Source organism: Paenibacillus sp. J31R34, from assembly GCF_059383715.1.
On sequence record NZ_JBXENU010000003.1, the window covers coordinates 576,337 to 602,354 of the forward strand.

Consider the following 26,018-nt stretch of genomic DNA (forward strand, 5'->3'; position numbering starts at 1 on the left):
AGCCGTTTATGCGTGTATCATGAGGATTTTGCATAAATGGCCTTGAATGGCAGATCAACAGCCTGATAGCATTCTGCATTTTATTGATTTATGCAAAATCCTGATCATAAAAAGAAAACTATATAAGTTGAACGAAAGAAAATTTCAACTTATATAGCAAAGAAAGGATACATGAATAATGAGCGGCAAATGGTTTACAGTTGGAAAAGTCGTAAATACGCATGGTCTGCGCGGCGAGTTAAAGGTGCTTTCACAGACCGATTTTGGAGATTTGCGTTTTGCAGTCGGCAACAAGCTCGCTATGATACATGAAGAGCATGGCACCAAGCTGGATGTAGAGATTGCGGTTTCCCGTGAGCATAAGGGCAATTATATTCTTAAGCTTAAGGGATATAATGATATTAATGAAGTGGAGAAGTACAAGGGCTGGCTGCTGAAGGTAGCAGAGGAGCAGCTTGGTAAGCTGGATGAAGGGGAATATTATTTCCACGAAATTATCGGCTGCCGCGTTGTGACAGACGAGGGCGAGGAACTGGGCATCATTTCTGAGATTTTGCGACCAGGCGCCAATGATGTATGGGTCGTCGACCGTCCTAAAGGAAAAGGAAGCCAAGTGCTTATTCCCGTTATTGATGATGTGCTGCTTAACGTAGACATTGCTGCGAAGACAGTAACCGTTCATCTTATGGAAGGGTTGATTTAGCGTGAGAGTAGATGTGCTTACGCTCTTCCCTGAAATGTTCGATGGCGTGTTTGGCGCCAGTATTCTTGGCAAGGCACAGGAAAAAGGCATTGTATCGCTGAATGCCATTAATTTTCGAGCTTACTCCGGCAATAAGCATAATACGGTAGACGATTATCCGTATGGCGGTGGAGGAGGCATGGTGCTGAAAGCAGAGCCTGTGTTTTCGGCTGTTGAGCACTTGATGGAGCAGGTCGGAACAGGGGCTCGTCCGCGTGTTGTTTTAATGTGCCCACAGGGGGAAACCTTCACCCAGCAGAAGGCAGAGGAACTTTCGAAGGAAGAGCATCTAATTATGATTTGCGGCCATTACGAGGGCTATGACGAGCGTATACGCGAGCATTTAGTAACGGATGAGCTTTCGATTGGTGACTATGTGCTGACTGGCGGGGAGCTTCCTGCGATGGTTGTCATCGACAGTGTAGCACGCCTGCTTCCCGGTGTCCTTGGCAATGAAACGTCAGCAGTAACGGATTCATACAGCACAGGCCTGCTGGAGCATCCGCATTATACAAGACCTGCTGTATTTCGTGATATGGAGGTGCCGGAGGTGCTGATTTCCGGTCACCACAGCCGCATCGAGACATGGCGCCGCGAGCAATCGCTGCTTCGTACACGGAATAGACGTCCTGACCTGCTGGAGAAGGCTGAATTGACCGCCAAGGAGCGTAAATGGCTTGCTTCTTTGGACAAACAGCAGTCTTAAGCGATAATGTTGGCAAGCCCGGAAAAAGATGTTGAAATTTGGGTTTGAATATGGTATGATTTCAAATGTTGTTCGTATTAATCGGACGGTCCGCTAATGGTAATGACCCAATTTCAAATGGGAAGTTGGAGAGCTATTAAGAACGTCTATGGTGGAAGGAGTGAATCCAAGATGAATCTCGTACAAGCGATTACGCAAGAGCAGCTTCGCAAAGACCTTCCTAACTTTCGTCCCGGTGACACGTTGAAAGTATACGTTAAAGTTATCGAGGGATCCCGCGAGCGGATCCAGCTATTTGAAGGCGTTGTAATCAAACGTCGTGGCGGCGGTATTAGCGAAACTTTTACAGTACGTAAAATTTCCTACGGTGTTGGCGTCGAAAGAACTTACCCGTTGAACTCGCCTAAAATCGATCGTATCGATGTGGCACGTCGTGGTAAAGTACGTCGCGCTAAACTGTACTACCTACGTAACCTTCGTGGTAAAGCAGCTAGAATTAAAGAAATTCGTTAAGTCGAATAAACAAGAGGGGGCTTGGTTAAACAAGCTCCCTTTCGTTATTCTTACAGCTTGTCAGCAAGTATGAATTCGAAGATGGAAAGAAGGCGTTTTTATGGACCAGCAATCACGTAATGATGAAAATGAAGTTGAAATCACATCAGATAGCGCCGAAACGGCTACTCCATCTGCTGAGTCTGACAAAGCAGCGCCTAGCCAAAAAGCTAAAGCGATGAAAGAAACGGTAGAATGGATCAAAGCGCTTGCTATAGCGGTCGTGCTGGTCGTCATTATTCGCAGTTTTCTGTTTGCACCGTTCATGGTTGAAGGCGAGTCGATGCATCCAAACTTTGAAACCGGTGAGCGTCTCATTGTGAATAAAATATTGTACAAATTCCGTGAGCCTGACAGAGGCGAGGTCGTTGTGTTCCATGTTCCGGAACAAGGTAGAGATTTTATTAAACGCGTCATTGGACTGCCAGGAGATACAATCAAGGTTCAAGGCGATGATGTCTTCATTAATGATGTGAAATTGGAAGAGCCATATATTGCGGATGCTATTAAGCAGGCTCAGGCAAATGGTCAGCTTTATAATAATGAATCAGATTTTCCTAATGAGCGAATAACGGAAGCGACTGTGCCGGAGGATACGATTTTCGCAATGGGCGACAATCGCAGCAACAGCCAGGACAGCCGTGCCCTTGGTTATATTTCGGATAAAGAGCTTGTAGGACGGGCGGAAGTTATTTTCTGGCCGCTGAACAAGCTGAGCTTTATTAAGCATTAATTGGCATTTGAATGAGGTGAGAAATTGACGATTCAATGGTTCCCCGGTCATATGACACGGGCGAAACGACAAATACAGGACAAGCTCAAGCTGATTGATGTAACGATCGAGCTGCTTGATGCGCGTATCCCAATGTCCAGCCGTAACCCAATTGTCGATGAAATTTTGGGTGGTAAGCCGCGGTTGATCGTGCTCAACAAGTCTGACCTAGCAGATGCTAAGGTGACGGAGCAATGGATTACGTATTTTAAGGGAGAAGGCCATGAATGCATCGCGGTCGATTCTTCAACAGGAACGCGGGTAAACGAGGTTCCGGTGAAAGCGAAAGAGCTGCTGCAGGAAAAAATTGACCGCCAAATCGCAAAGGGAATTAATCCGAGAGCGGTGCGTGGGCTCATTGTCGGCATTCCGAATGTTGGGAAATCGACGCTGATCAACCGTCTGGCAGGTCGCAATATTGCGCTTACTGGCGATCGTCCAGGTGTAACAAAAGGCCAGCAGTGGATAAAAGCAGGCAAGGACATGGAGCTGCTTGATACGCCGGGTATTTTATGGCCGAAGTTTGAGGACGAGCTTGTCGGCTATCGCCTTGCGATGACAGGCGCGATTCGCGAGCAGGTATTGAATATTGAGGATATTGCATTTTTTGCGTTGAAGGAATTGGTTGATCGTTACTGGGGAAGTGTGAAAGAGCGCTTCGAAATCACGATGGAGCAGCCAGATACGAATGAGTCTGATGAAATCGTCAAGGTGATGGAGGAAATCGGACGCAAGCGGGGTTGTCTGCAAAGCGGAGCGCGTGTTGACCTGGAGAAGGTTTCGGGCATTATTTTGCGCGAGCTTCGTGCAGGCAAGTTCGGCCATATTTCGCTTGAAGCACCGTGGAAGCGAAATAACTAGATTTTTGATTGTATGAGTGTTCTCGTATGCCTGAGGATTTGAAGCGGGGGATAGGCGGATATGCTGGAGTATGAACGTAAGCTGTGGAGTGAAGGTTTCCAGGCGATTGCTGGTGTTGATGAGGTCGGTCGGGGCTGCCTGTTCGGCGATGTCGTCGCTGCTGCGGTCATTTTGCCGCCTGATCTGGTCATTGAAGGGGTAAATGATTCCAAGAAGCTCTCGGAGAAAAAGCGGGATCAGCTTTATGATATCATTATCGAAAAGTGTATCGCGTGGTCGGTTACCCGTGTAGACGCTGCTGAAATTGACCGCATTAATATTAAGCAGGCGGCTAGGCTTGCGATGAAGCTTTCCATCGAATCATTGGCGATAGAGCCTGATTATTTGCTCATTGACGCGGAGAAAGTGGATGTGCCAAAGCCGCAGCTTGCGATCATCAAAGGAGATGCCAACAGCCAGACGATTGCTGCTGCATCTATTTTGGCGAAAGTGACGCGCGACCGTTTATGCGTGGATGAATGGGAGCAGCAGTATCCAGAATACGGCATAGCGGTACATAAGGGCTACCCAACCAAGCTGCATCGCGAGCGTCTGCTAGAGTATGGTGCGAGCCCGCTGCATCGCAAAACCTTTCTTGGGAAAATATTTGCGGAGCAGCAGCAATTATTCTAAATGAGCAAATCGAGTTGTTGATGATAGAATGAAGCGGTCTGGCGATTGCTTGACTTGCTTAGACAAGCGTAAATGGCTGTTGCCGTCCTCTGGTGGCAACAGCCGCTTCGCGATGAAATATAAGCCGTTTTTTAAGGGGAAATTTATAAATTCTTATATTTTAAAGAAAGACGGCATGCTGCTGGTGCAGCGCATATGCCGTCTTTTTTTGTATAATTGAGGTTATACAAGGTGGATTGAGTCGGCAGCATAAAAGCTGATTCATCATACGAAGGCGACTAGCCGATAAAGGTAATAAAGCATGTTTTGTTAGCGAAGCCGGATGAAGCCTGACAGGCTTAAGCTGAATTTCATCGTAAAACGGGAGCGATGGCAATGAATATTGGACAAATGATGAGAAGCATGCTGGGCGAAGCGTCGGGAACGGATATACGCTCGGCTGAGCTTAAGCCGGGACAAACGGTACGCGCCCTGGTGCTGCAGGTATCGGACAACAATGAGGCATTAGTGCAAATCAACGGCGTGCAGGTAAGGGCCACGCTTGAGGTGCCGTTAGCTGCTGGACAAGCAGCGATGCTTCAGGTTGGAGCGCAGGCGGAAGGCGGTCTTATTATGCTGAAGCAAATAGACGCCGCGCTTGCTGAGCTGCCGGAGCAGTCAATCAAGGATTTGCTTAAGCAGTTTGCTTTGCCTGACCAGAAATGGGCGGCGCAAATCATAAAGAACTTAAACCAGGAAGGCATCCCGCTGAATAAGGATGCCGCGCAGGTGTTTCAGCAAGCGGGGGCAGCTATGCCCGCCGGCGCGGATACGGAGCAATGGATGCAGGCGGCAGCCTCTGCATTCAAGCGTGGTTTGCCTGTGACAGCTGCCACGATTAGTGCGCTGCAGCAGGTGATGTTTGGTCCAGCGGCGCATGAGCTGCTGGACCAGCTGAGCCAGCTGGCGGCGACGGCAGCTGCAGCCGGCGGCAAGGAAGCCGCCGGCGGGCAGGCGCAGGCGGGCGGGAAGGAGGCCCAGCTGGCGCAGCAGCTGGGCAAGCTGCAAGCGCTGCTCGGCGAAGGCGCAGAGCTGCTGCGGGGGCTTGGCGGCGGCGAGAAGCCGGGAGCCGCCGCTGGCGAAGCCGGGCGCGCGAATGCGCTGCAGCCGCGCGGAGCAGAAGCAGGAGCCGCCGCGGCAAGAGCGGCGGAGACGGCAGGCAGTGGGCAGCCCGCGAAGATGAGCGGGGCTGAAGCGGCTGTGGCAGCGAGCAAAGGCGATGCTGCTGGAAACAGTGCCGCCGCTCTGACAGGAGCAGGAGCGGCAGGCAAGGCAGAGGTCAGCCCGGCCAACTGGCTTGGCCAGATGATGAAGTGGCTCGGTGTCGATCACGAGCAGCAGCTTGGTAAGCAACTGCTCGGCATTCAGACACAGCCAGCAGCAGGCTCGACTGAGCAAGGGGCCACAGAACCAGAGGCGGGCGCTGCCAATCAGGCCCGTAGCGGCGCAGAACAGGCACTGCGTGGTGATAACGCAGCTGGGCGCAATGCAAGCTCGGCTCAGCTGCAGGAGCGTTCTGGGGCAGCTGAGCGTCCTCTAGCAGCAGCCCAAGCGCAGCAGCAGGCAGCAGCAGCGAGCGACAAGCTTCCAGAAGGCAGCAAGCTTAGCGCTGACTTGCTGAAAGCCGATTCTTCGGTGAATACGACACAAGGGCAAAAAGCAGAGCCATTGCCGGCACTTGCTCAAGATCATAAGCAGAGCATTCAAGAATCGCTGAAAAGCGTGCTGCTCGCACTGTCCACTTCCGATGACGCGCCGGCCGCGCTTAAAGAGACGGCGCAGCAGCTGGTGCAGCATATTACAGGCCAGCAGCTGCTAATGTCGCCTGAGCGTAATGGCGCTCTTTTTAGCCATCTTACCGTCTTTGTTCCTTTTAAGGGGGATGACGGCAATCAGACGGCATCGGTTCATATTCAAACGCGCCGAGGCCGCAAAGGCGAGCTGGATGCGGATAATTGCCGGCTGTTATTTGATTTATCGATGAAAACGCTAGGAGATACGGTAGTAGATGTCCATGTTGTGGACAAAATAGTAAGCTTGACGCTGTGGAACAATCATCCGGCAATGGATGGACTAGCCCAGTCTTCCCGAGCAGAAGTAGCAGACAGCTTGAATCAGGCGGGCTACCAATTGCTGTCGCTGCGAACCTCCCCGATTGTTGAGAATGAAGCAAATGCAGCTGAGGGAGCAGCAGAAGGACATATAACTGCCCCGAGGACGTTTCTTTCCGGCCGTTATAAAGGGGTTGACCTGAAAGCATGAGCACAGAAGAAAACAAAAATAACAAGCCTGAACCGATACGACGGGCGGTTGCGCTCAAATACGAGCCGGGCGTCGGAACAGCACCTGTCGTCGTTGCGAAGGGCAAAGGCTATTTAGCAGAGCAGCTAATTGAAAAGGCGAAGGAAAACGGCATACCGATGCAGGAGGATGCTTCGCTTGTAGAGGTGTTGTCAAAGCTTGATATCGATCAGACGATTCCACCGGAGCTCTATACGCTGGTAGCGGAAATACTCAGCTTTGTTTATCGCTCCGATCGTAAGGCGAGGGATTTGAATGACTAATAGAAAGCCAGATCAGCCTGATCTAACGAGCAGCAAGCGGGCGGACAAGCGCAAATGGACCGGAAAGCTTGGGGAAGCTGCTGCAGAAGCCTATTTGCTGGATGCAGGCTATACGATTGAGGAGCGCAACTGGCGCTGCCGATCGGGAGAGCTGGATCTCATTGTATACGGGGAAGACAAGCTGGTGTTTGTCGAGGTGCGCACACGCCGGTCAGGCGGGCGGTTCGGGACAGCTGCTGAGTCGGTCGATTGGCGCAAGCAAAAACAAGTGGCGGAGACAGCGCAAGTCTATTTAAAGCTGACTCGGCAGCTAGAGCGCAGCATACGCTTCGATGTCATAGCTATTACGCTGGAGCACGATGATGCCATAAGTGAGCTGAAGCATATAATAGCTGCCTTTTAGCGGAGTATCGTTCAATTGAAATCATTTGATGTGGCGTGTGGGTCCCATCAATTAGTTACTGGAACCCATTCCACTAAAAATGAAAAGGAGCATCACTGCGCATTAGGCGGTGATGCTCCTTTTGTAGTTTGATTGATTACTTGTTTAAGTAGGCGCTACCCTTATATGCCTAACCCTATTTTGAAAACCTTATAAGCTGAGCTTTCGATATTGAATAGCTTCTGCTATATGCTCTATCTCGATATAAGGGCTGCCTTCAACATCAGCTACAGTTCGCGAAAGGCGCATAATGCGGTCATGGGCACGCATGCTGATAGGGAGTGTCTGGAGCGCGTGCCCAAGCAGCTCAGCAGCATCCTGACGAATCAGCATCGCCCGGTGCAGGGCTGAGCCGGACAAGCTCGCATCCGTGATGATTTTAAGCTGTGCATAACGTTCCTTCTGCCGTTCACGTGCTGTTTCCACTTGATAGCGCATCACTTCAGAAGACAGAGGTTTTCGATTGCTATCCGTTATCGTGCTGCCAAGGTCAATGGGCTGCGGAACCTCAAGCTGAATATCGATTCGGTCGAGAAGCGGACCGGACAGCTTGGCTTTATAGCGGGCAATTACGGCGTCTGTACAAGTGCAGCGTTTATCTGATGTTTCATGCCCTGAAAATCCGCAAGGGCATGGATTAAAGGACACAGCTAAAATCAGTCGCGCTGGAAAATGAAAGACGGCACTAGAGCGGGCAATCGTCACAATGCCATCTTCCAATGGCTGCCTTAGCACCTCGAGCGTTTGGCGAGAAAACTCAGGCAGCTCGTCCAAATACAGCACCCCATGGTGGGCGAGCGTCACTTCGCCGGGCTTGGGCACAGAGCCGCCGCCTACAAGTCCACCTGCAGAAATCGTATGATGCGGGGCGCGGAAAGGAGCAGCCGCAATAAGGCCTTGATTGTCAGTAGAAAGCTTGCCGGCTGCGCTGTATATTTTGGTCACTTCAATCGCTTCCTGCTCGGAAAGAGGCGGGAGAATGCTTGGAAGCCTGCGAATCATCATCGTTTTCCCGGTGCCTGGCGGGCCTGAAAACAGCACATTATGCCGGCCAGCAGCAGCAATAACAAGCGCACGCTTGGCTAGCTGCTGACCGATAACATCGCTGTAGTCGCCGCAGTCAGGCGCAATCATAGGTTTATTTTCAGCCAACAGCCCTAAATAGCTCTTGCTGCCCTTCTGTTGTTCCGGAGTGTAGCGAATGGCCTCCAGTCCCTCGCCGCCTTGTGGACGCAAATCCATTAAATGCGTGATTCCAAACAGCTCCATACCGGCTATCCAGGCAGCCTCCGGAGCATTAGCGATCGGAAGCAGCACGCGGCGGATGCCTGATTTTTTGGCCTGTTCGATCATCGCAAGCACGCCCGTAACTGGCCTAATAGAGCCGTTAAGCGACAGCTCGCCGAGCATCATCGTGTGATGAAAGTGGGCCGCATTTAATTGTCCACTAGCCGCCAAAATGCCAGCAGCTATTGCAAGGTCGAACGCCGTGCCTTCCTTGCGTAAATCGGCCGGGGCGAGGTTGACGGTAATACGCTCCATCGGGAAGGTGAAGCCGCTGTTTTTAATGGCAGCCCGTACCCGTTCTACGGATTCCCGGACAGCGGGATCAGGCAGACCAACTACCGCAATTTGCGGCAGGCCGCTCGCAATATCAACCTCAACTGCAATTTCTTTGCCTTCGACGCCATAAACAGTCGCGCTCTGCATTAAGCTGAACATAACAAAAAGCACCTCCAATTAGTGGGATGAAGGTGCTTCCTTACGTCCTGCATGTTGCGTGTATGATTTTAAATGAAATGCCGCATTGAATGTTCTTATGGAGTAGCAAAAGCCTGCTTGGTGCAAACTAATCATAATGGGCGCTGTCCATTTTTGTCAAATATTGAATGAAAGGATGGTGGAGGGGATCAAAAGGCTGTATATTAGCGGATTTTGACGTTTAATCTCAAATTGAGATTGAATCCATATCAAAAAAGCCGAAGTCTTCTTGCACGAATATAAGGTAACACCAGAGGAAAAATGCTATGATAATAGATGTTTGTGTACATACGACTGATTTTGGTCTATGAAATGGAGGATTTCAACAATGAATATCCATGAGTATCAAGGCAAAGCGTTATTGAAACAGTATGGTGTAGTTGTGCCTGAGGGCAAAGTTGCGTTCACCGTTGATGAAGCGGTTGCAGCAGCAGAAGAGCTTGGTACGAAAGTTGTTGTTGTAAAAGCACAAATCCATGCGGGCGGCCGTGGTAAAGCTGGCGGTGTTAAAGTCGCAAAAAGCTTGGATGAAGTTCGCGCATATGCAGGAGAAATCCTTGGAAAAGTGCTCGTTACGCATCAAACAGGTCCAGAAGGCAAAGAAGTTAAGCGCCTTCTTATTGAACAGGGCTGCGACATCAAGAAAGAATATTATATCGGTGCTGTTCTTGACCGTGGCACAGGCCGCGTCGTCATTATGGCTTCAGAGGAAGGCGGCACGGAGATTGAAGAAGTGGCCGAGCATTCCCCTGAGAAAATTTTCAAGGAAATCGTTGATCCAGCTGTAGGCTTGCAAGTGTTCCAAGCACGTAAGCTTGCTTATGCAATCAATATTCCAACTCCGCTTGTTAACAAGGCTGTTAAATTCATGATCTCCTTGTACAACGCTTTCGTTGAGAAAGATTGTTCTATTGCCGAGATCAATCCGCTTGTTGTAACTGGCGATGGTGAAGTAATGGCACTGGATGCGAAGCTGAATTTTGACTCCAATGCCCTATACCGTCACAAGGATATTGTCGCATTGCGCGATTTGGAAGAGGAAGATGCGAAAGAAATCGAAGCTTCCAAATACGATCTCAGCTATATTGCCCTTGATGGCAACATCGGCTGCATGGTTAATGGCGCAGGCCTTGCTATGGCGACAATGGACATTATCAAATATTATGGCGGCGACCCTGCGAACTTCCTGGACGTAGGCGGCGGTGCAACGAAAGAGAAAGTAACAGAAGCTTTCAAAATCATTTTGTCCGATGAAAATGTTAAAGGTATTTTCGTTAATATTTTTGGCGGCATTATGCGTTGTGACGTTATTGCGGATGGCGTTATCTCGGCAGCTAAGGAAATTGGCTTGGATCGTCCGCTTGTCGTAAGACTGGAAGGCACGAATGTTGATTTGGGTAAAAAAATGCTGAACGAGTCGGGACTGAACATCGTAGCAGCGGACTCTATGTCAGACGGCGCACAAAAAATTGTCGCTCTCGTGAAATAAATACGCGTATGAATTCATGGACGGGGATGTGAGATTCGATGAGCATTTTGGTAAACAAAGATACTAAAGTTATTACGCAAGGGATTACAGGTGCAACAGGCTTGTTCCATGCGAAAGGCGCACTCGATTACGGTACGCAAATGGTAGGCGGAGTAACGCCGGGTAAAGGCGGAACTAACGTTGACATTACTCTTGAAAACGGTTCAACGGTATCGCTTCCAGTGTTTAACACAGTTGAACAAGCGGTAAAAGCGACAGGCGCTACAGCTTCGGTTATTTATGTGCCGCCGGCATTTGCAGCTGATTCGATTCTTGAAGCGGTTGACGCTGGTCTTGATCTTGTTATTTGTATTACGGAAGGTATTCCGGTACTGGACATGGTCAAAGTAAAGCGTTATATGGACGGCAGCAAAACGACGCTGATCGGCCCTAACTGTCCAGGTGTTATTACACCAGACGAATGTAAAATTGGCATTATGCCAGGCTACATTCATACGAAAGGCCATGTAGGCGTTGTTTCCCGCTCGGGAACATTGACTTACGAGGCGGTTCACCAACTGACGACTCGCGGCATTGGACAATCCTCTGCAGTCGGTATTGGCGGCGATCCAGTGAAAGGCTCCGAGTTTATCGATATTTTGAGCCGTTTCAATGACGATCCTGATACTTACGCGGTTATTATGATCGGTGAAATCGGCGGTACAGCAGAAGAAGAAGCGGCAGAATGGGTTAAAGCCAATATGAAAAAGCCGGTTGTAGGCTTTATTGGCGGCGCAACAGCGCCTCCAGGCAAACGTATGGGCCATGCTGGCGCGATCATTTCCGGAGGCAAAGGAACAGCTGCTGAAAAAATCGCTACGCTTGAAGCATGCGGAATTAAAGTAGCACCAACCCCTTCGGATATGGGCTCCACGCTCGTATCGGTGCTTGAAGAGCAAGGCCTGTTAGAAAAATGTACAACTGCTGCAAAATAATAAAGTTTTAAAAAAAGGTAAGCAACCTTTCGATTCCCGTTAGCGGGAGCTGAAAGGTTGCTTTTTTTTTATGAAGATGAGAGGGCGACTTGCATTCTTCAGCCATGTAACGCACAATAGGAAAGAATGTAAGGGCGTGCCTCATTATAATGGAGGCCGATTTATATGGACCGTGATCATGACGAGTGCAGACAAATTATAATTATGCTTAGCGAAGTGCCAGGCATTGGCTGGCGCACGATTCAGAAGGCAGTAGCCAGCGGCGCGTGGCGAGAGAGCGGCGGTCAGGATGAAGCTGCCTATGTTAAGGCTGGCTTCAGCACCCAGCAGGCACGATCGGCTGTTAAGAGAATAGGGCAAGGACTTGTTGCTCCAGGCTCTTCCTATGAAAAGGCGGCTCAGCTAGGAGCAGCAGTGATTACACCGCTTGATGCGACCTATCCAAAATATTTGCTGCAAATTCCGCAGCCGCCGTGGGTGTTGTATGCGCTTGGCCGGATGGAGCTGTTGAAGCGTCCAATTGTAGCAGTCGTCGGAACGCGCAATCCTACCGCATATGGGCGTCATACTGCTTCTATGCTCACTGAGCAGCTTTCGGCAGGCGGAATGACTATTGCGAGCGGTTTAGCCCGTGGAATCGATAGCAAGGCGCATGAAGCGGCTCTGCGTGGAGCTGGAAGCACGATAGCTGTGCTTGCATGCGCCGTAGATTGTTGTTATCCTTCAGAGAATAGAACTTTGTACCGCCAAATAGCGGAAGAGGGGCTATTGCTCTCGGAAACGCCAATCGGCACACCTCTGCATCCAGGCATGTTTCCGCTGCGCAACCGGATTATCGCAGGACTTTCTCTTGGCACACTCGTCATAGAGGGTGCAATTGGCAGTGGTTCTTTAATTACTGCGGCGCAAGCGCTGGATATGAACCGTGATTTATTCGCTGTGCCAGGTCCGATTTCTTCTCCCAAAAGCGAAGGGCCTAATGCGCTAATTCGCCAAGGAGCAAAGCTAGTTAGCGCGGCTGAGCATATTTTCGAAGAATACGCATGGCTTGGCGATGAATGGCTTAAACATTCGCATTCTTCTGCCTCTTCACAGCGCCAATCGGACAAGGAATTGTCCGCTGATGAACGAAAAATTATCGCACTGCTGCGAGAGCGACCATTATCCATTAATGAATTACACCAGCTGATTGCGGTTCCTTTTGGACATTTAAGCGCTCTTCTGATAAATTTATGTATAAAACGTAGGATCGAGCAGCAGTCTGGATCGCTATATATAGCATTGTAGTAAGCAGTAGAGAGGGGGGCGCCTAACGTGGCAGACTCATTAGTTATCGTCGAATCACCAGCCAAAGCGAAAACAATAGGCAAGTATTTAGGAAGCAAATATATTGTTAAGGCTTCCATGGGCCATATTCGCGATTTGCCGAAAAGTCAGATTGGCGTCGAAGTTGAAAATGATTTCAATCCAAAATATATTACGATTCGCGGCAAAGGCAGCGTATTGAAAGAACTCAAAAGCGCCAGCAAAAAAGTGAAGCATGTTTATCTGGCGGCTGACCCGGATCGCGAAGGGGAGGCTATTGCTTGGCATTTGGCCCATTATTTGGAGCTTGATGCCTCGGATACTTGCCGCGTTGTATTTAATGAAATAACGAAGCAGGCGGTTAAGGATGCTTTTAAGACGCCGCGAAAAATCAATATGGATCTGGTTAATGCGCAGCAGGCAAGACGTATTTTAGATCGTCTTGTCGGCTACAAAATCAGCCCGCTTCTATGGAAAAAAGTCAAAAAAGGCCTTTCTGCTGGCCGCGTGCAGTCTGTATGCGTCAAGCTGATTATTGACCGTGAAAATGAAATCGATGAATTTGTGCCGGAAGAATATTGGTCGATTACTGCAAAGGTATCGCAAAACGGTGTTCCATTTGAGGCCAAATACCATTCCATCGGCGGCGAGAAGCGCGAGCTTGGCAACGAGCAGGAAATGCAAGCCGTGCTGGATGCGATGGAAAGCGGCTCCGATTTTAAAGTAGCGGAAGTGAAGGAAAAGGAGCGTTTGCGCAATCCTGCACCTCCTTTTATTACGAGCTCCCTTCAGCAGGAAGCCGCCCGTAAGCTTGGTTTCAGGGCATCTAAGACGATGTCGGTTGCCCAGCAGCTTTATGAAGGTGTAGAGCTAGGCAAGGAAGGTACGGTCGGTCTAATTACATATATGAGAACGGACTCCACTCGTATATCCCCGATTGCGCAGGAAGAAGCGAAGGAATATATTACGGAACGCTACGGCGCTCCCTATATGCCAGAGCAGCTTCGCGTTTATGCGAAAAAGAACAGCAATGCCCAAGATGCGCATGAAGCGATCAGACCAACGGCAATCATGCGTGATCCGGATACGATGAAGCCGTTTCTCAGCCGTGATCAGTTCCGGTTATATAAACTGGTATGGGAACGTTTCGTATCCAGCCAAATGTCCTCGGCCGTTCTCGATACGATGACCGTTGATATGTTATCTGGCGAAGTGAAGTTCCGTGCGAATGGATCGAAAGTCAAGTTTGCCGGATTCATGAAGGTATATGTGGAAGGCAATGATGATGGGGCAGAGGAAGAGCATAAGTTCCTCCCGCCAATCGAGCCAGGAGATATGATCCCAGCAGAAGCCATTGAGCCTAAACAGCATTTCACCCAGCCGCCGCCGCGTTTTACGGAGGCCAGACTCGTGAAAACGCTTGAGGAGCTCGGCATAGGTCGGCCAAGTACGTATGCGCCGACGCTGGAAACGATTCAGAAGCGCGGATATGTGGCGATAGAAGAGAAGAAATTTGTGCCGACTGAGCTTGGCGACCTCGTTATTCAACTGATGGAAGAGTTTTTCCCGGAAATTCTCAATGCTGAATTTACAGCGAACATGGAAGGGGATCTCGACCATGTGGAGGAAGGCTCGCAGGATTGGGTAAAAGTGCTCGCAACCTTCTACGACTCGTTCGAGAAGCGTCTGGAAGTAGCGGAAGAGGAAATGAAGGAAATTGAAATTCAAGATGAGGTTTCCGATGAAATTTGCGAAAAATGCGGTCTTCATTTGGTTTATAAAATGGGACGCTTCGGTAAATTCCTCGCATGCTCCGGCTTTCCGGATTGCCGCAATACGAAGCCGATCGTTAAGGATATCGGCGTGCCTTGCCCGAAATGTGAGGAAGGCAAAATTATTGAAAGACGCAGTAAAAAAGGCCGAATTTTCTACGGCTGTGATACGTATCCGGCTTGCGATTATGTTTCATGGGATAAGCCTTCAGGCAAACCATGTCCGAAATGCGAAAGCATGCTCGTAGAAAAACGCAATCGCAGCGGTGCAAAGCTGCAATGTCCTACATGCGATTATTCAGAAGAGCTGCAGGATGAAGAACAGGAAGATGCATAGAGCAGCATCATGATGCTGTGCACAGCTCCACATGTTAGTGGACCCGGTCCTCCCTGTATAGGGAGGACAGCTGTGTTTTATCCGTCCTGTAGGTTTGACCCGGAATTTCATGAAAAAAATGATATTTATTTGCGCAAAGCGCGTATTATGATTTGGAGGTAAGTTCATTGTCATCATCATCCTATCCAAAAGTCACCGTTATCGGAGCTGGTTTAGCCGGCAGCGAAGCGGCTTGGCAAATCGCATCTCAAGGCGTCCCAGTTGTACTCTATGAAATGCGGCCTGAGACGAAAACGCCAGCCCATCATACGAATCAGTTTGCTGAACTGGTATGCAGCAACAGCTTGCGTGCCAACGGACTCGCAAATGCCGTAGGCGTGTTGAAAGAGGAAATGCGCCAGCTGGATTCGCTCATTCTTGGCTGCGCTGATCGTCATGCGGTTCCGGCAGGTGGAGCGCTTGCAGTTGACCGGGATGGATTTTCCGGCGAAGTAACGCGCCTTCTGCATGAGCATCCGCTTGTTGAAGTCCGCAATGAGGAAGTTACGGAAATTCCAACGGACGGAATCGTCATTATTGCGACGGGTCCGCTTACAGCTCCAGCCTTGTCCGCGCAAGTACGCGAGCTGCTGGGCGAAGAATATTTCTATTTCTATGATGCTGCTGCACCGATCGTGGAGAAGGATTCTATCGATATGAGCAAGGTTTATCTCGCGTCCCGCTATGATAAAGGAGAAGCCGCTTATTTGAACTGCCCGATGACGGAAGAGGAATTCGAAATCTTTCATGATGCGCTCATTAATGCCGAGAAAGCGGAAATAAAAGATTTTGAAAAGGAAGTTTATTTTGAGGGCTGCATGCCCATTGAAGTTATTGCTAGCCGTGGCAAGCAAACGGTGCTGTTTGGGCCGATGAAGCCAGTTGGACTTGTAAACCCGCATACGGGCAAGCTGCCTCATGCCGTTATTCAATTGCGTCAGGACAATGCTGCTGGTACACTGTATAACCTGGTTGGGTTTCAAACGCATTTGAAATGGGGCGAGCAGAAGCGGGTATTTTCGCTAATACCGGGTCTTGAAAATGCTGAGTTTGTGCGTTTCGGTGTTATGCACCGCAATACTTTCATAAATTCGCCACGATTGCTGGAGCCGACCTATCAGCTTAAAAATCGCCCTACCTTATTTTTTGCAGGCCAGATGACGGGTGTTGAAGGTTATGTAGAGTCAGCAGCTTCCGGTTTAATCGCTGGATTCAACGCTGCCCGGCTTGCGCGCAATCTTGAACCGCTTGTGCTTCCTGGTGACACGACGCTTGGCAGCATGGCGCAGTATATTACGACGGCGGATTTCAAACATTTTCAGCCTATGAATGCGAATTTTGGGTTGTTCCCGCCGCTAGAGAAACGCTTGAAGAGCAAGAAGGAAAAGAACGAAGCGATTGCAAACCGTGCGCTTGCTGGTGTTGAGAAATTTAAGCAGGAGCATTTCACGCATTTGGTAAACAGCTAGTTATGGTCACATAGCTATTTTGAAGATTTTGATCAGTACAGGCGCATTTGCATAGAGGAGGCGAAGAGATGGAAATGGAATTTCATGCAACGACGATTTGCGCAGTCCGTCACGAGGGGAAAGGCGCGATTGCAGGGGATGGTCAAGTCACATTCGGCAACAGCATGGTGATGAAAAATAAAGCGAAAAAGGTACGCCGCTTGTATCGCGGGCAAGTCGTCGCAGGTTTTGCCGGCTCGGTTGCTGATGCAATTACGCTTTTTGAGAAGTTTGAGGCGAAGCTTGAAGAGCATCATGGCAATTTGCAGCGCTCAGCTGTAGAACTGGCGAAGGAATGGCGCTCGGATCGCGTGCTGCGCAAGCTGGAAGCAATGATGCTGGTTATGGATCAGACGGGACTTTTGCTAATTTCAGGAAATGGCGAAATTATTGAGCCGGATGACGGCCTCTTGGCCATTGGCTCGGGCGGCAGCTTTGCTTTGTCGGCGGCTAGAGCACTCAAGCGCCATGCCACTCATCTGGATGCGAAGGAAATGGCACGTTCGGCTCTGGAAATTGCAGCAGATATTTGCGTCTATACGAATCACAATATTATTGTCGAAGAAATCGGCTCTTAAGCGGAGGAGATTAATATGGCAAATGCAGCGTTAACACCAAGAGAGATCGTAGCGGAGCTGGATAAGTATATTGTCGGTCAAAAGCCTGCCAAACGTTCGGTCGCAATCGCTTTGCGCAATCGTTATCGCAGAAGTCAGCTTGATGAAGCGTTGCGTGATGAGGTTGTGCCGAAGAACATTTTAATGATCGGGCCTACTGGCGTTGGTAAAACAGAAATCGCACGCAGATTGGCAAAGCTAGTAAAAGCGCCTTTCGTGAAGCTGGAAGCGACTAAATTCACCGAGGTAGGTTATGTAGGGCGTGACGTTGAATCCATGGTTCGCGATTTGGTTGAAACAGCGATCCGCATGGTGAAAACGGAAAAAACCGAGCAGGTTAAAGATAAAGCGGAGAAGCTGGCAAACGAATTGCTGGTGACGCTGCTTGTTCCTTCGAAAGCAAAGGAAAAGACGCAAAAAAATCCGTTCGAAATGTTGTTCGGTAATCAGCAAAACGATAATTTGCAAGCTGAAGAGCCAGAGCATGATCAGACGATTGTGCAGAAACGCGCTCAGGTGCAGGCAGATCTTGCTGCTGGCAAGCTCGAAAATGAAATGGTCGAGGTTGAGGTTGAAGATGCTGCTCCGAATATGCTGGACATGCTCGCAGGCGGTCAAGGCCCCGAAGGCATGGGTATGAATATGCAGGAGCTGTTCGGACAGCTGATGCCGAAAAAAACGAAGCGGCGCAAGCTGCCGGTTAAGGAAGCGCGTAAAGTGCTTATTCAGGAAGAAGCAAACAAGCTGATCAATATGGATGATGTAATTTCCGAATCGGTTACACGTGCTGAACAGTCAGGCATTATTTTTATCGATGAAATTGACAAAATTGCGAGTTCCTCGCGTGGCAATGGCCCAGACGTTTCGCGCGAAGGCGTGCAGCGTGATATTTTGCCGATCGTTGAAGGCTCGACGGTTATGACAAAATATGGTCCGGTAAAAACGGATTATGTGCTCTTTATTGCTGCTGGTGCTTTCCATATTGCGAAACCATCCGATTTGATTCCCGAGCTGCAAGGCCGTTTTCCGATTCGGGTGGAGCTTACATCGCTTACGCTTGACGATTTTGTGAGCATTTTGAAGGAACCGAAAAACGCACTGACTAAGCAGTACACAGCACTGCTGCAAACCGAAGGCATTGAAATCGAATTTTCAGATGAGGCCATTCATGAGCTGGCATCTATTGCCGCAGAAGTGAATCGAAATACCGAAAATATCGGAGCAAGAAGATTGCATACGATTTTGGAAAAGCTGCTGGAGGATCTGTCCTTCGAAGCGCCTGATATTACGCTGGACCATATGCTGATCACACCGGAATATGTTCGTGAAAAGCTGGGAAGCATTGCGCAAAATAAAGATTTGAGTCAATATATATTGTAGTTGGTATGAGTTTTAGGAGGCAATGGCATGACGCTATTAACAAAAACAAGGACGCTAAACCGCCTGCTGCAGCGGGCGGCTGGCAAACCGCTTATTTTCAGAGAAATGGCGGAGGTGCTGACCAGCACCATTCAAACGAGTGTATTTGTCGTAAGCCGCAAGGGAAAGGTGCTTGGCTGTGCGGCTGTGAATCCGCATGATCATGACTCACTGCGTTCCATGTCGGCGGAAGAGCTGCGTTTCCCGCAGGAAAGCAATGAGCAATTTCTTGAAATGACAGAATCGGTTACGAATGTGGCGCCGGATGCTGGGGTTTATGAGACTTTTCCATCGCTGGGGCTGCAGGAAATTATGACGGTTGTTCCAATAACAGGTGGCGGAGATCGCTTGGGTACGCTAATCTTGACACGGCATCAAGGTGCTTTTGACGACGATGATTTAGTGTTAGCGGAATATGGATCTACGATCGTCGGTATGGAGATCTTGCGTGAGCGTTCGGTAGAAATTGAGCATGAGGCACGCAGTCGCGCCGTCGTGTCGGTTGCTATTGGTTCGTTATCGTTCAGTGAGCTTGAGGCAGTCGAGCATATTTTTGAACAGCTAGAAGGCAAGGAGGGGCTGCTTGTAGCCTCGAAAATTGCTGACAGGGTCGGTATTACTAGGTCTGTAATCGTAAATGCCCTTAGGAAATTAGAAAGTGCGGGGGTCATTGAGACTAGATCGCTCGGAATGAAGGGAACTTACATTAAGATATTAAATCACCAACTTCTTCAAGAGTTGGAAAAAATTAAATCTTGAAATATGAGTCTATACGACTAAAAAAGCCCTATCTTTTTATAAAGATAGGGCTTTTTTCTTATTGTAATAATTTGGAGAATTGATGAATATAAACATGTCGGCAAATATCGACAGCATGATCTCATTTTTTTAATAATTTAATGTCGAACAAAGCAGGAATGCTACGAAGTGTGTTGAATACCTTATATTAGGATCTTTTAATTATCGAAAGTGGTGATAATAAAGTGAACTTATTAAGCGGATCTTCATTCCAAAGGCTAGAGGGGGCAGTTCATGCAGCAGAAATGCGGCAAAGTGCCATTTCGAATAATATAGCCAATGTGGATACCCCGCATTTTAAACGGTCAGAGGTTGAATTCGAACAGCTTTTGGAACAACAATTGAGTAATAGCTCACCTAAGCTGAAAGGAAAGCTTACGAATGCAAGGCATATTCCTATAGGTGGGCCGGTCAATCCAACGCCTCAAGTCATAAGCGATAAAGACACCGCCATGAACAATAATGAGAATAATGTGGATATTGATCGAGAAATGTCGTTGCTTGCGAAAAATCAGCTCAGCTATAACGCTTATCTGCAGCAAATCAATCATGAAATCAAAATGATGCGAACAGGAATAGAAGGGAGAGGCTAAAGAGTGAAAATTTCCAGCGGATTTGATGCGAGCGCCTCTGCTCTAACCGCACAGCGCCTGCGAATGGATGTTATTTCTTCAAATATTGCGAATGCGGAAACGACGCGTGCTGGTTATGAGAACGGACAGTTCGTACCTTATAAACGGAAGATGGTCGTTTTGGAGCCGTTGAAATCAAGCTTTTCCAATACGCTGAATGCAAAAATGGGAAAAAATACAACGACTGGTGGGGTAAAGGTCGCGAAAATTATTGATGACACAGCCCCAACGAAGCTTGTATATAATCCTACCCATCCTGATGCCGATTCAAACGGCTATGTAAATATGCCGAATGTAGACGTCGCGAAAGAGATGGTTGATATGATTTCGGCGTCGCGTTCTTATGAAGCGAACGTCACAGCCATTAATTCTTCTAAAGCGATGTTTGTAAAAGCATTGGAGATTGGGAAGTAGCAACAACCATTAAACATTAGTAGAGGAGGAATATAGTGATTCAAGCCATTTCAATGAACCAGGTGCAGCCTTTAAAGACGATAACAGCTGCCCCTGTTGAGCAAGCTACTCCGGCAGAACTTACAAAAACATTTAGCCAGTTTTTAAATAACGCAATTGAGGGTGTTAGTGCCCAAGAACAAAATGTACATAAGCTTAACGATAAGTTTTTAATTGGTGAAGTTGATGTTTCTCAGGTCATGATTGCTGGCGAAAGAGCGCAGCTTAGTCTTCAACTAACCTCACAAATCCGCAACAAGGTTGTAGAGGCATATCAAGAAATTATGCGGATGCAGGTATAATGAACGATAAAAAACCTGGCAAAGAATTTGGGTGAGGTGACAAGGTGAACGAGAAAATCGCCCAATTTAGACTGAGAATTTCGCAATTCTGGAGTCAAATGGGAAAAAAACAGAAAATAGGCTTGGGGGCTTCTGTAGGCGTACTGTTGTTATCTATTATTCTTCTGACTGTCATATTTACTAGAACAGATTATGAATTGGCTTTTCAAGATCTCGATACGACAGACTCAGCAGCGATTATGAACTACTTGGATAGTAATGGTATCCCTTATGAGCTAGGGAGCGGTGGAACTAGTATTTCTGTGCCAAGCGCAGTTGCGGAACGCACGAAAGTAACGATTGGCTCGCTTGGACTTGTGCAAAACGGATCAATCGGCTTTGAGGCTTTTACAAAGAGCTCCTCGACCTTCGGCACAACCGAAAATGAATTTAACGTCAAATATTTAAGTGCCTTAAATGGCGAGATTCAACAATTGCTAAATCGCATGCAAGGTGTGAAAAGCTCTAAGGTGCTTGTGAACTTGCCAGAAGAAAGCGTGTTTCTAACTCCCGAAGAGAAGGATAAAGCATCGGCTTCCATCTCAATGGAGTTTATGGCTGGCTATCGTCCAACTCAAAAGGAGATTGACGGTTATTACAATCTAGTAAAAACAGCAGTTCCAGGAACGACAGTGGACAGCATTACCATCTCTGGTCCGCAAGGTGAGCTTTTATCCTCTGAAGCGGGAGGCACGATTGCCGGTACCGCGGAAGCAGTTGACAGTCAGTTCCAAATTCAACGCAAATATGAAGCGGAATTGAAAAAGAATATTCAACAGTTTCTAGGACCGATAGTAGGTTCTGAAAATTTGGTCATCAGCATCGGAAGCAACTTGAACTTCGACAATAAGAAGACGGAGGAACAGCAGGTTGTGCCGCTTGCTGAAAATAACAATAACGGTATTATTGTAAGTCAAACGGAACAAACCAGTTCTTCTACAGGAGGCAGCTCCAGTGCAGGCGGTGTAGCGGGAACAGGAGAAACAGATGTGCCGGGCTACACAGCAACAGATGGTTCTGGAAATTCCACCTCGGAAGAAAGCTCTTCTACTGTTAATTACGATTTTGGAAGAATTAATCGTACCACGATTTCAGGGCCTTTCGTAATTAAAGATCTATCCATTAGTATTGGTGTTGAAGCAAGTCGTCTCACTCCAGAATCTCGTACAGAGATTACGACATTTTTGACAGGTTTAGTGCGTGCACAGCTTGCAGATTCAGGTCAAGATGTAAATAATGACGATTTAATTAATAAAAAGGTTTCACTTATCGGACAAACATTTGCTGAAAGCACCGCTACAAACACGATTGGCGGCTTATCAATGGGATGGGCAATTGGAATTGGAGCAGCAGCACTTGCGATTATTGCCGGTTTGATCATTTTGCTCGTTCGCAGACGCAGACAGCAAGCGGCGGCAGCAGCTGAAGCGCAGGAAGCAGTTGTAGCGTCAACCGCTGTAGAATATCCTACCCTTGATTTTGATAGCTTAAGCAATGACAGCCAGGCACGTAAAAATCTTGAGACACTCGCCAAACGCAAGCCGGATGAATTTGTTAATTTACTTCGGACTTGGCTTGTCGATGAATAGAGGTCGTTTGCATGAGTAAATCGATGAATGGGCTATCCGGAAGGCAGAAAGCGGCAATACTGCTAATTACACTAGGCCCCGAAGTGTCAGCTCAAATTTTTAAACATTTAAGAGAAGATGAGATTGAGCAGTTAACTCTTGAAATTGCGAATGTGCGCAAAGTAGATAGCTCAGAGCGTGAAACGATTTTAGGAGAGTTCAATCAAATTTGTGTAGCTCAGGAATATATTTCGCAGGGTGGTATTACTTACGCCAGAGATATTTTGGAGAAGGCACTAGGCGAGAGCAAGGCGGCGGAAGTGATAAATCGCTTGACTGCTACCTTGCAAGTACGACCATTCGATTTTGCTCGCAAAGCAGAGCCGATGCAAATACTCAATTTTATTCAAAACGAGAACTCCCAAACGATTGCGCTCGTGTTGTCCTATCTCCAATCGGAGCAGTCATCGCACATTTTGTCCTCTCTTCCACAAGAGAAGCAGGCCGAAGTTGCCAGAAGAATTGCGCTTATGGACAGCACTTCGCCGGAAGTTATTTCTCAGGTAGAACGTGTGCTGGAGCAGAAGCTTTCAGCTACCGTCACTCAGGATTACACAAATGCTGGCGGTATTGACGCTATCGTTCAAATTTTGAATGGTGTTGACCGCGGTACGGAACGTACCATTCTCGATTCTTTGGAAATTCAAGATCCAGAACTTGCAGAAGAAATCAAAAAACGGATGTTCGTCTTCGAAGATATTGTCAACATCGACAATCGTTCGATTCAGCGGATTATCCGCGATATCGAAAATGCCGATTTGCAGCTTGCGCTTAAAGTTGCTAGTGAAGAAGTGCGAGATGCTATTTTCCAAAACATGTCGAAGCGCATGGCGGAAACATTCAAGGAAGAAATGGAGTTTATGGGTCCAGTCCGATTGCGTGATGTAGAGGAGGCCCAGACCCGTATTGTCGCAACCATTCGTAGATTAGAGGAATCAGGTGAAATCATTATCGCCCGTGGCGGAGGAGATGATATCATTGTCTAATTTGATTAAATCGACAAGCGTTGTTTCTATCGATCAACTAAGAGAGCTTTACTGGAAGAACAAGCATGCGGCACTTGCAGTAGATGCGAATGGCGAAGCTGAAGCTCCAGAGGAAGAACAGCCTGATGAAGAAACGATTACGCTGCGGGATCAAATTATTGCTGATGCCAGGCAGTTTGCAGAAGAAAGATTACGGGAAACGGGCGCTCAGTGTGAGCAAATGCTGACCGAGGCTGAAGCGAATGTGGAGGCTTGGTGGCTCGAGAAAAGGCTCGAAGATGAAGCGACGACAGAAGCTGCCCGTAGCGATGGCTATGAATGTGGTTTTGCGGAAGGAATCGAGCAAGCGAATATGCTGGCCAAGCAGGAATGGGAGCAAAAGCTGTTCGAAGCGAATTCGATTCTAGCTTCCGCTTATACGATGCGTGAGCAAATTATTCAGGAAGCAGAACCTTTTCTGGTCGAGCTAAGCTGCGCAGTAGCGGAAAAGGTAATCGGACAGCAGCTTGAGCAAGCTCCAGAAATGGTCATTGAGCTGATTAAAAAATCGCTTGCAAGAAGACGCGAGCAGGGTGTTATTACGCTGTGCGTCGCACCTGGTCAGTTGGCTTTCGTTCAGGCTGCTCAAGAAGAGCTGAATTTGGCGGTTGATTCTCAAGCCGAATTGCAAATTTTGCCGGATGCCACCGTTAAAGATTTTGGCTGCGTTATTCGTTCCGCATATGGAAGCATTGACGCCCGAATCGATACACAGCTATCAGAGTTAAAACGCGAGCTAGTCCAGTTCGCTCATCAATCAAGGGACGAGCGAGGACAGGCTGATGAGCAATAGTTCATTACAGGCAGGCAAATATGTCGAGCATTTGCAAGCAATTGATCCAATAAGAGTAAATGGGAAAGTCACACAGGTCATCGGGCTAACCGTTGAATCGGAAGGGCCGGATGCAAGTATCGGTGATGTGTGCTACATCTATCCGAATAAAGGCGCAAAGCCGATTAAGGCTGAGGTTGTGGGTTTTCGGAACAATAAAGTTATTTTAATGCCGCTTGGCGATCTACATTCCATCAGCTCAGGCTGTGATGTTGTAGGAACAGGCAAGCCGCTTAGTGTGCAGGTTGGCTCCGAATTGCTTGGAAAAGTGTTGGATGGCCTCGGTCAGCCACTTGATGGTTCTTTTTTACCAAGCCGAATGCAGCATTATTCTACTCATAATGAACCAAGCAATCCACTTATGCGCCCACGTGTTCTAGAGCCGCTGGGCATTGGGGTTAGAGCTATCGACGGTTTGCTGACTGTTGGTAGAGGCCAGCGTGTAGGTATATTTGCCGGATCGGGTGTAGGGAAAAGTACGCTGCTCGGCATGATTGCCCGAAACACCTCTGCTGATGTCAATGTCATTGCGCTAATCGGCGAGCGTGGCCGTGAAGTGCTAGAGTTTATTGAGAAGGACTTGGGACCTGAAGGATTAGCCCGTTCGGTCGTCATTGTCGCTACCTCGGACCAGCCGGCGCTTATACGGATGAAGGGGGCACTGATTGCCACTTCTATTGCTGAATATTTTCGCGATCGTGGTCTAAACGTCATGCTTATGATGGACTCTGTCACACGTTATGCCATGGCTCTTCGTGAAGTAGGTCTTGCGATTGGCGAGCCGCCAGCCACGAGAGGGTATACGCCTTCGGTATTTGCGAATTTACCTAAGTTGCTGGAACGAGCGGGGACAGGCCCGAAAGGATCTATCACCGCCTTCTACACTGTTTTAGTAGATGGGGATGATATGAACGAGCCGATCGCGGATGCGGTACGGGGGATTTTGGATGGTCATATCGTTCTGAGTCGTCATCTTGCGCATAAAGGACATTTTCCAGCCATTGATGTCCTGCAATCCGTAAGCCGGGTTATGAAAGAAATTATTACGGAGGAGCAGCAGGATGCGGCTAATCAGTTGAAACGCCTGTTATCTATTTATAAGGATTCGGAAGACCTCATAAATATTGGGGCGTATCAACGCGGTTCTAATGAAGAAATTGATTTGGCGATGCAATTTATTGATTCGATTCATCAGTTCACGAGACAAAAAACAGATGAAAAAGTCACCTTGGAGGAAGCTCAGGAGCGGCTAATAATTGATTTTTACAGGAGATGAAGCGTTGAATGGGAGCTTTTCGTTATTCCTACCAGAAAATCGTTGATCTGAAGACAAGTGAAAAAACGCAGGCAGAATGGATCCTGTCCTCTTCAATTGGAGAGCTGCAGGCTGCCGAGCTAACCGTCGAGCAATTGCGTGAACGCCGTGAAGAATGGGAGCAGAAGCAGCATCAGTCTTCGCAATCCGGCGTTTCATTGGCTGAGCTTCAGACCATTCAACAATATGTGGATTATTTGGATTCATGTATTGAAGCTAAAATGCTTGAAGTGAAACGGGCGCAAAAGGTCGTCGAGCAAAATCGGATCAAGCTTTCGGACAAAATGCAGGATGAGAAAGTATGGTTGAAGGCAAAGGATAACGAGAAGGAACGTTTCCGGTATGCGATGCAGCTTAAGGAGCAGAACGAGTTGGATGAAATGGCAACTGTCCGTTTCATGGTAAGCGTGCCGTAAACATCCG

Annotated in this window: 26 protein-coding genes; 25 read left to right on the top strand and 1 reads right to left on the bottom strand. The window is 48.2% G+C overall.

Annotated elements, in window-relative coordinates; genetic code table 11:
* Positions 1–178 precede the first annotated feature (178 nt).
* The 9 genes from rimM (at position 179) to AC50YG_RS12120 (ending at position 7,311) form a co-directional block, all read left to right on the top strand.
* Positions 179–703: a ribosome maturation factor RimM gene (gene rimM / locus AC50YG_RS12080; RefSeq protein WP_494827045.1), complete on the top strand. Its 525-nt coding sequence runs from the start codon at positions 179–181 to the stop codon at positions 701–703.
* A gap of 1 nt (position 704) precedes the next feature.
* Entirely contained in the window at positions 705–1,448 is a 744-nt protein-coding gene (gene trmD, locus AC50YG_RS12085) for a tRNA (guanosine(37)-N1)-methyltransferase TrmD (protein ID WP_341282454.1), read from the top strand.
* 171 nt (positions 1,449–1,619) lie between these two features.
* On the top strand, positions 1,620–1,961 hold the full coding sequence (rplS, locus tag AC50YG_RS12090) for a 50S ribosomal protein L19 (protein WP_056039073.1): 342 nt from the start codon (positions 1,620–1,622) through the stop codon (positions 1,959–1,961).
* A 100-nt stretch (positions 1,962–2,061) separates the two neighbouring features.
* Positions 2,062–2,733 (top strand): signal peptidase I, encoded by a 672-nt coding sequence (lepB, locus tag AC50YG_RS12095; protein ID WP_341282455.1) that lies wholly within the window; start codon positions 2,062–2,064, stop codon positions 2,731–2,733.
* A gap of 24 nt (positions 2,734–2,757) precedes the next feature.
* Positions 2,758–3,633: a ribosome biogenesis GTPase YlqF gene (gene ylqF, locus AC50YG_RS12100; RefSeq protein WP_494827048.1), complete on the top strand. Its 876-nt coding sequence runs from the start codon at positions 2,758–2,760 to the stop codon at positions 3,631–3,633.
* A gap of 60 nt (positions 3,634–3,693) precedes the next feature.
* On the top strand, positions 3,694–4,305 hold the full coding sequence (gene rnhB / locus AC50YG_RS12105) for a ribonuclease HII (RefSeq protein ID WP_473759355.1): 612 nt from the start codon (positions 3,694–3,696) through the stop codon (positions 4,303–4,305).
* A 375-nt stretch (positions 4,306–4,680) separates the two neighbouring features.
* The gene (locus AC50YG_RS12110; protein ID WP_494827049.1) at positions 4,681–6,606 is read left to right on the top strand and encodes a TP0910 N-terminal domain-containing protein; all 1,926 of its coding nucleotides are present in this window, start codon (positions 4,681–4,683) and stop codon (positions 6,604–6,606) included.
* Positions 6,603–6,908 carry an EscU/YscU/HrcU family type III secretion system export apparatus switch protein gene (locus AC50YG_RS12115; RefSeq protein WP_341282459.1) on the top strand — a complete coding sequence of 102 codons (306 nt, stop codon included), beginning with the start codon at positions 6,603–6,605 and terminating at the stop codon, positions 6,906–6,908. Before AC50YG_RS12110 ends, AC50YG_RS12115 begins: the two co-directional genes overlap by 4 nt.
* Entirely contained in the window at positions 6,901–7,311 is a 411-nt protein-coding gene (locus AC50YG_RS12120) for a YraN family protein (RefSeq protein ID WP_473759353.1), read from the top strand. Before AC50YG_RS12115 ends, AC50YG_RS12120 begins: the two co-directional genes overlap by 8 nt.
* 189 nt (positions 7,312–7,500) lie before the next feature.
* Here the strand turns inward: AC50YG_RS12120 and AC50YG_RS12125 are convergent, their stop codons facing one another.
* A complete protein-coding gene (locus AC50YG_RS12125) occupies positions 7,501–9,072 on the bottom strand; it encodes a YifB family Mg chelatase-like AAA ATPase (RefSeq protein WP_494827051.1) in 1,572 nt (523 codons plus the stop codon).
* Positions 9,073–9,439: 367 nt separating this feature from the next.
* On the opposite strand from AC50YG_RS12125, the gene sucC reads away from it, so the two are divergent.
* From sucC to fliJ, 16 genes are all read left to right on the top strand, one after another.
* Positions 9,440–10,600 (top strand): ADP-forming succinate--CoA ligase subunit beta, encoded by a 1,161-nt coding sequence (gene sucC, locus AC50YG_RS12130; RefSeq protein WP_341282462.1) that lies wholly within the window; start codon positions 9,440–9,442, stop codon positions 10,598–10,600.
* 38 nt (positions 10,601–10,638) lie between these two features.
* Positions 10,639–11,574, top strand: a complete 936-nt coding sequence (sucD, locus tag AC50YG_RS12135) for a succinate--CoA ligase subunit alpha (RefSeq protein ID WP_341282463.1) — start codon at positions 10,639–10,641, stop codon at positions 11,572–11,574.
* A 165-nt stretch (positions 11,575–11,739) separates the two neighbouring features.
* A complete protein-coding gene (dprA, locus tag AC50YG_RS12140; RefSeq protein ID WP_494827054.1) occupies positions 11,740–12,861 on the top strand; it encodes a DNA-processing protein DprA in 1,122 nt (373 codons plus the stop codon).
* Positions 12,862–12,888: 27 nt separating this feature from the next.
* Positions 12,889–14,988, top strand: a complete 2,100-nt coding sequence (topA, locus tag AC50YG_RS12145) for a type I DNA topoisomerase (protein ID WP_473759350.1) — start codon at positions 12,889–12,891, stop codon at positions 14,986–14,988.
* Between the two features lie 167 nt (positions 14,989–15,155).
* Entirely contained in the window at positions 15,156–16,496 is a 1,341-nt protein-coding gene (trmFO, locus tag AC50YG_RS12150) for an FADH(2)-oxidizing methylenetetrahydrofolate--tRNA-(uracil(54)-C(5))-methyltransferase TrmFO (protein ID WP_494827056.1), read from the top strand.
* Between the two features lie 68 nt (positions 16,497–16,564).
* Positions 16,565–17,113, top strand: coding sequence for an ATP-dependent protease subunit HslV (gene hslV, locus AC50YG_RS12155; RefSeq protein ID WP_056038270.1), 549 nt, complete (start codon positions 16,565–16,567; stop codon positions 17,111–17,113).
* A gap of 15 nt (positions 17,114–17,128) precedes the next feature.
* Positions 17,129–18,532, top strand: a complete 1,404-nt coding sequence (gene hslU / locus AC50YG_RS12160; protein WP_473759345.1) for an ATP-dependent protease ATPase subunit HslU — start codon at positions 17,129–17,131, stop codon at positions 18,530–18,532.
* Between the two features lie 27 nt (positions 18,533–18,559).
* The gene (gene codY / locus AC50YG_RS12165; protein WP_494827058.1) at positions 18,560–19,330 is read left to right on the top strand and encodes a GTP-sensing pleiotropic transcriptional regulator CodY; all 771 of its coding nucleotides are present in this window, start codon (positions 18,560–18,562) and stop codon (positions 19,328–19,330) included.
* Positions 19,331–19,554: 224 nt separating this feature from the next.
* Entirely contained in the window at positions 19,555–19,962 is a 408-nt protein-coding gene (gene flgB, locus AC50YG_RS12170; RefSeq protein WP_473759343.1) for a flagellar basal body rod protein FlgB, read from the top strand.
* A gap of 3 nt (positions 19,963–19,965) precedes the next feature.
* Positions 19,966–20,415: a flagellar basal body rod protein FlgC gene (gene flgC / locus AC50YG_RS12175; RefSeq protein ID WP_341282470.1), complete on the top strand. Its 450-nt coding sequence runs from the start codon at positions 19,966–19,968 to the stop codon at positions 20,413–20,415.
* A 53-nt stretch (positions 20,416–20,468) separates the two neighbouring features.
* The gene (fliE, locus tag AC50YG_RS12180) at positions 20,469–20,756 is read left to right on the top strand and encodes a flagellar hook-basal body complex protein FliE (RefSeq protein ID WP_473760212.1); all 288 of its coding nucleotides are present in this window, start codon (positions 20,469–20,471) and stop codon (positions 20,754–20,756) included.
* Positions 20,757–20,800: 44 nt separating this feature from the next.
* Complete coding sequence (gene fliF / locus AC50YG_RS12185) at positions 20,801–22,384, top strand: flagellar basal-body MS-ring/collar protein FliF (protein WP_494827060.1); 1,584 nt, start codon at positions 20,801–20,803, stop codon at positions 22,382–22,384.
* Between the two features lie 11 nt (positions 22,385–22,395).
* Positions 22,396–23,409 (top strand): flagellar motor switch protein FliG, encoded by a 1,014-nt coding sequence (fliG, locus tag AC50YG_RS12190; RefSeq protein ID WP_341282473.1) that lies wholly within the window; start codon positions 22,396–22,398, stop codon positions 23,407–23,409.
* A complete protein-coding gene (locus AC50YG_RS12195; protein ID WP_494827062.1) occupies positions 23,402–24,241 on the top strand; it encodes a FliH/SctL family protein in 840 nt (279 codons plus the stop codon). The genes fliG and AC50YG_RS12195 overlap by 8 nt, the downstream gene beginning before the upstream one ends.
* Positions 24,231–25,556 carry a flagellar protein export ATPase FliI gene (gene fliI / locus AC50YG_RS12200; RefSeq protein ID WP_473759340.1) on the top strand — a complete coding sequence of 442 codons (1,326 nt, stop codon included), beginning with the start codon at positions 24,231–24,233 and terminating at the stop codon, positions 25,554–25,556. The genes AC50YG_RS12195 and fliI overlap by 11 nt, the downstream gene beginning before the upstream one ends.
* Positions 25,557–25,564: 8 nt before the next feature.
* The gene (gene fliJ, locus AC50YG_RS12205) at positions 25,565–26,011 is read left to right on the top strand and encodes a flagellar export protein FliJ (protein WP_473759339.1); all 447 of its coding nucleotides are present in this window, start codon (positions 25,565–25,567) and stop codon (positions 26,009–26,011) included.
* Positions 26,012–26,018: the final 7 nt, after the last annotated feature.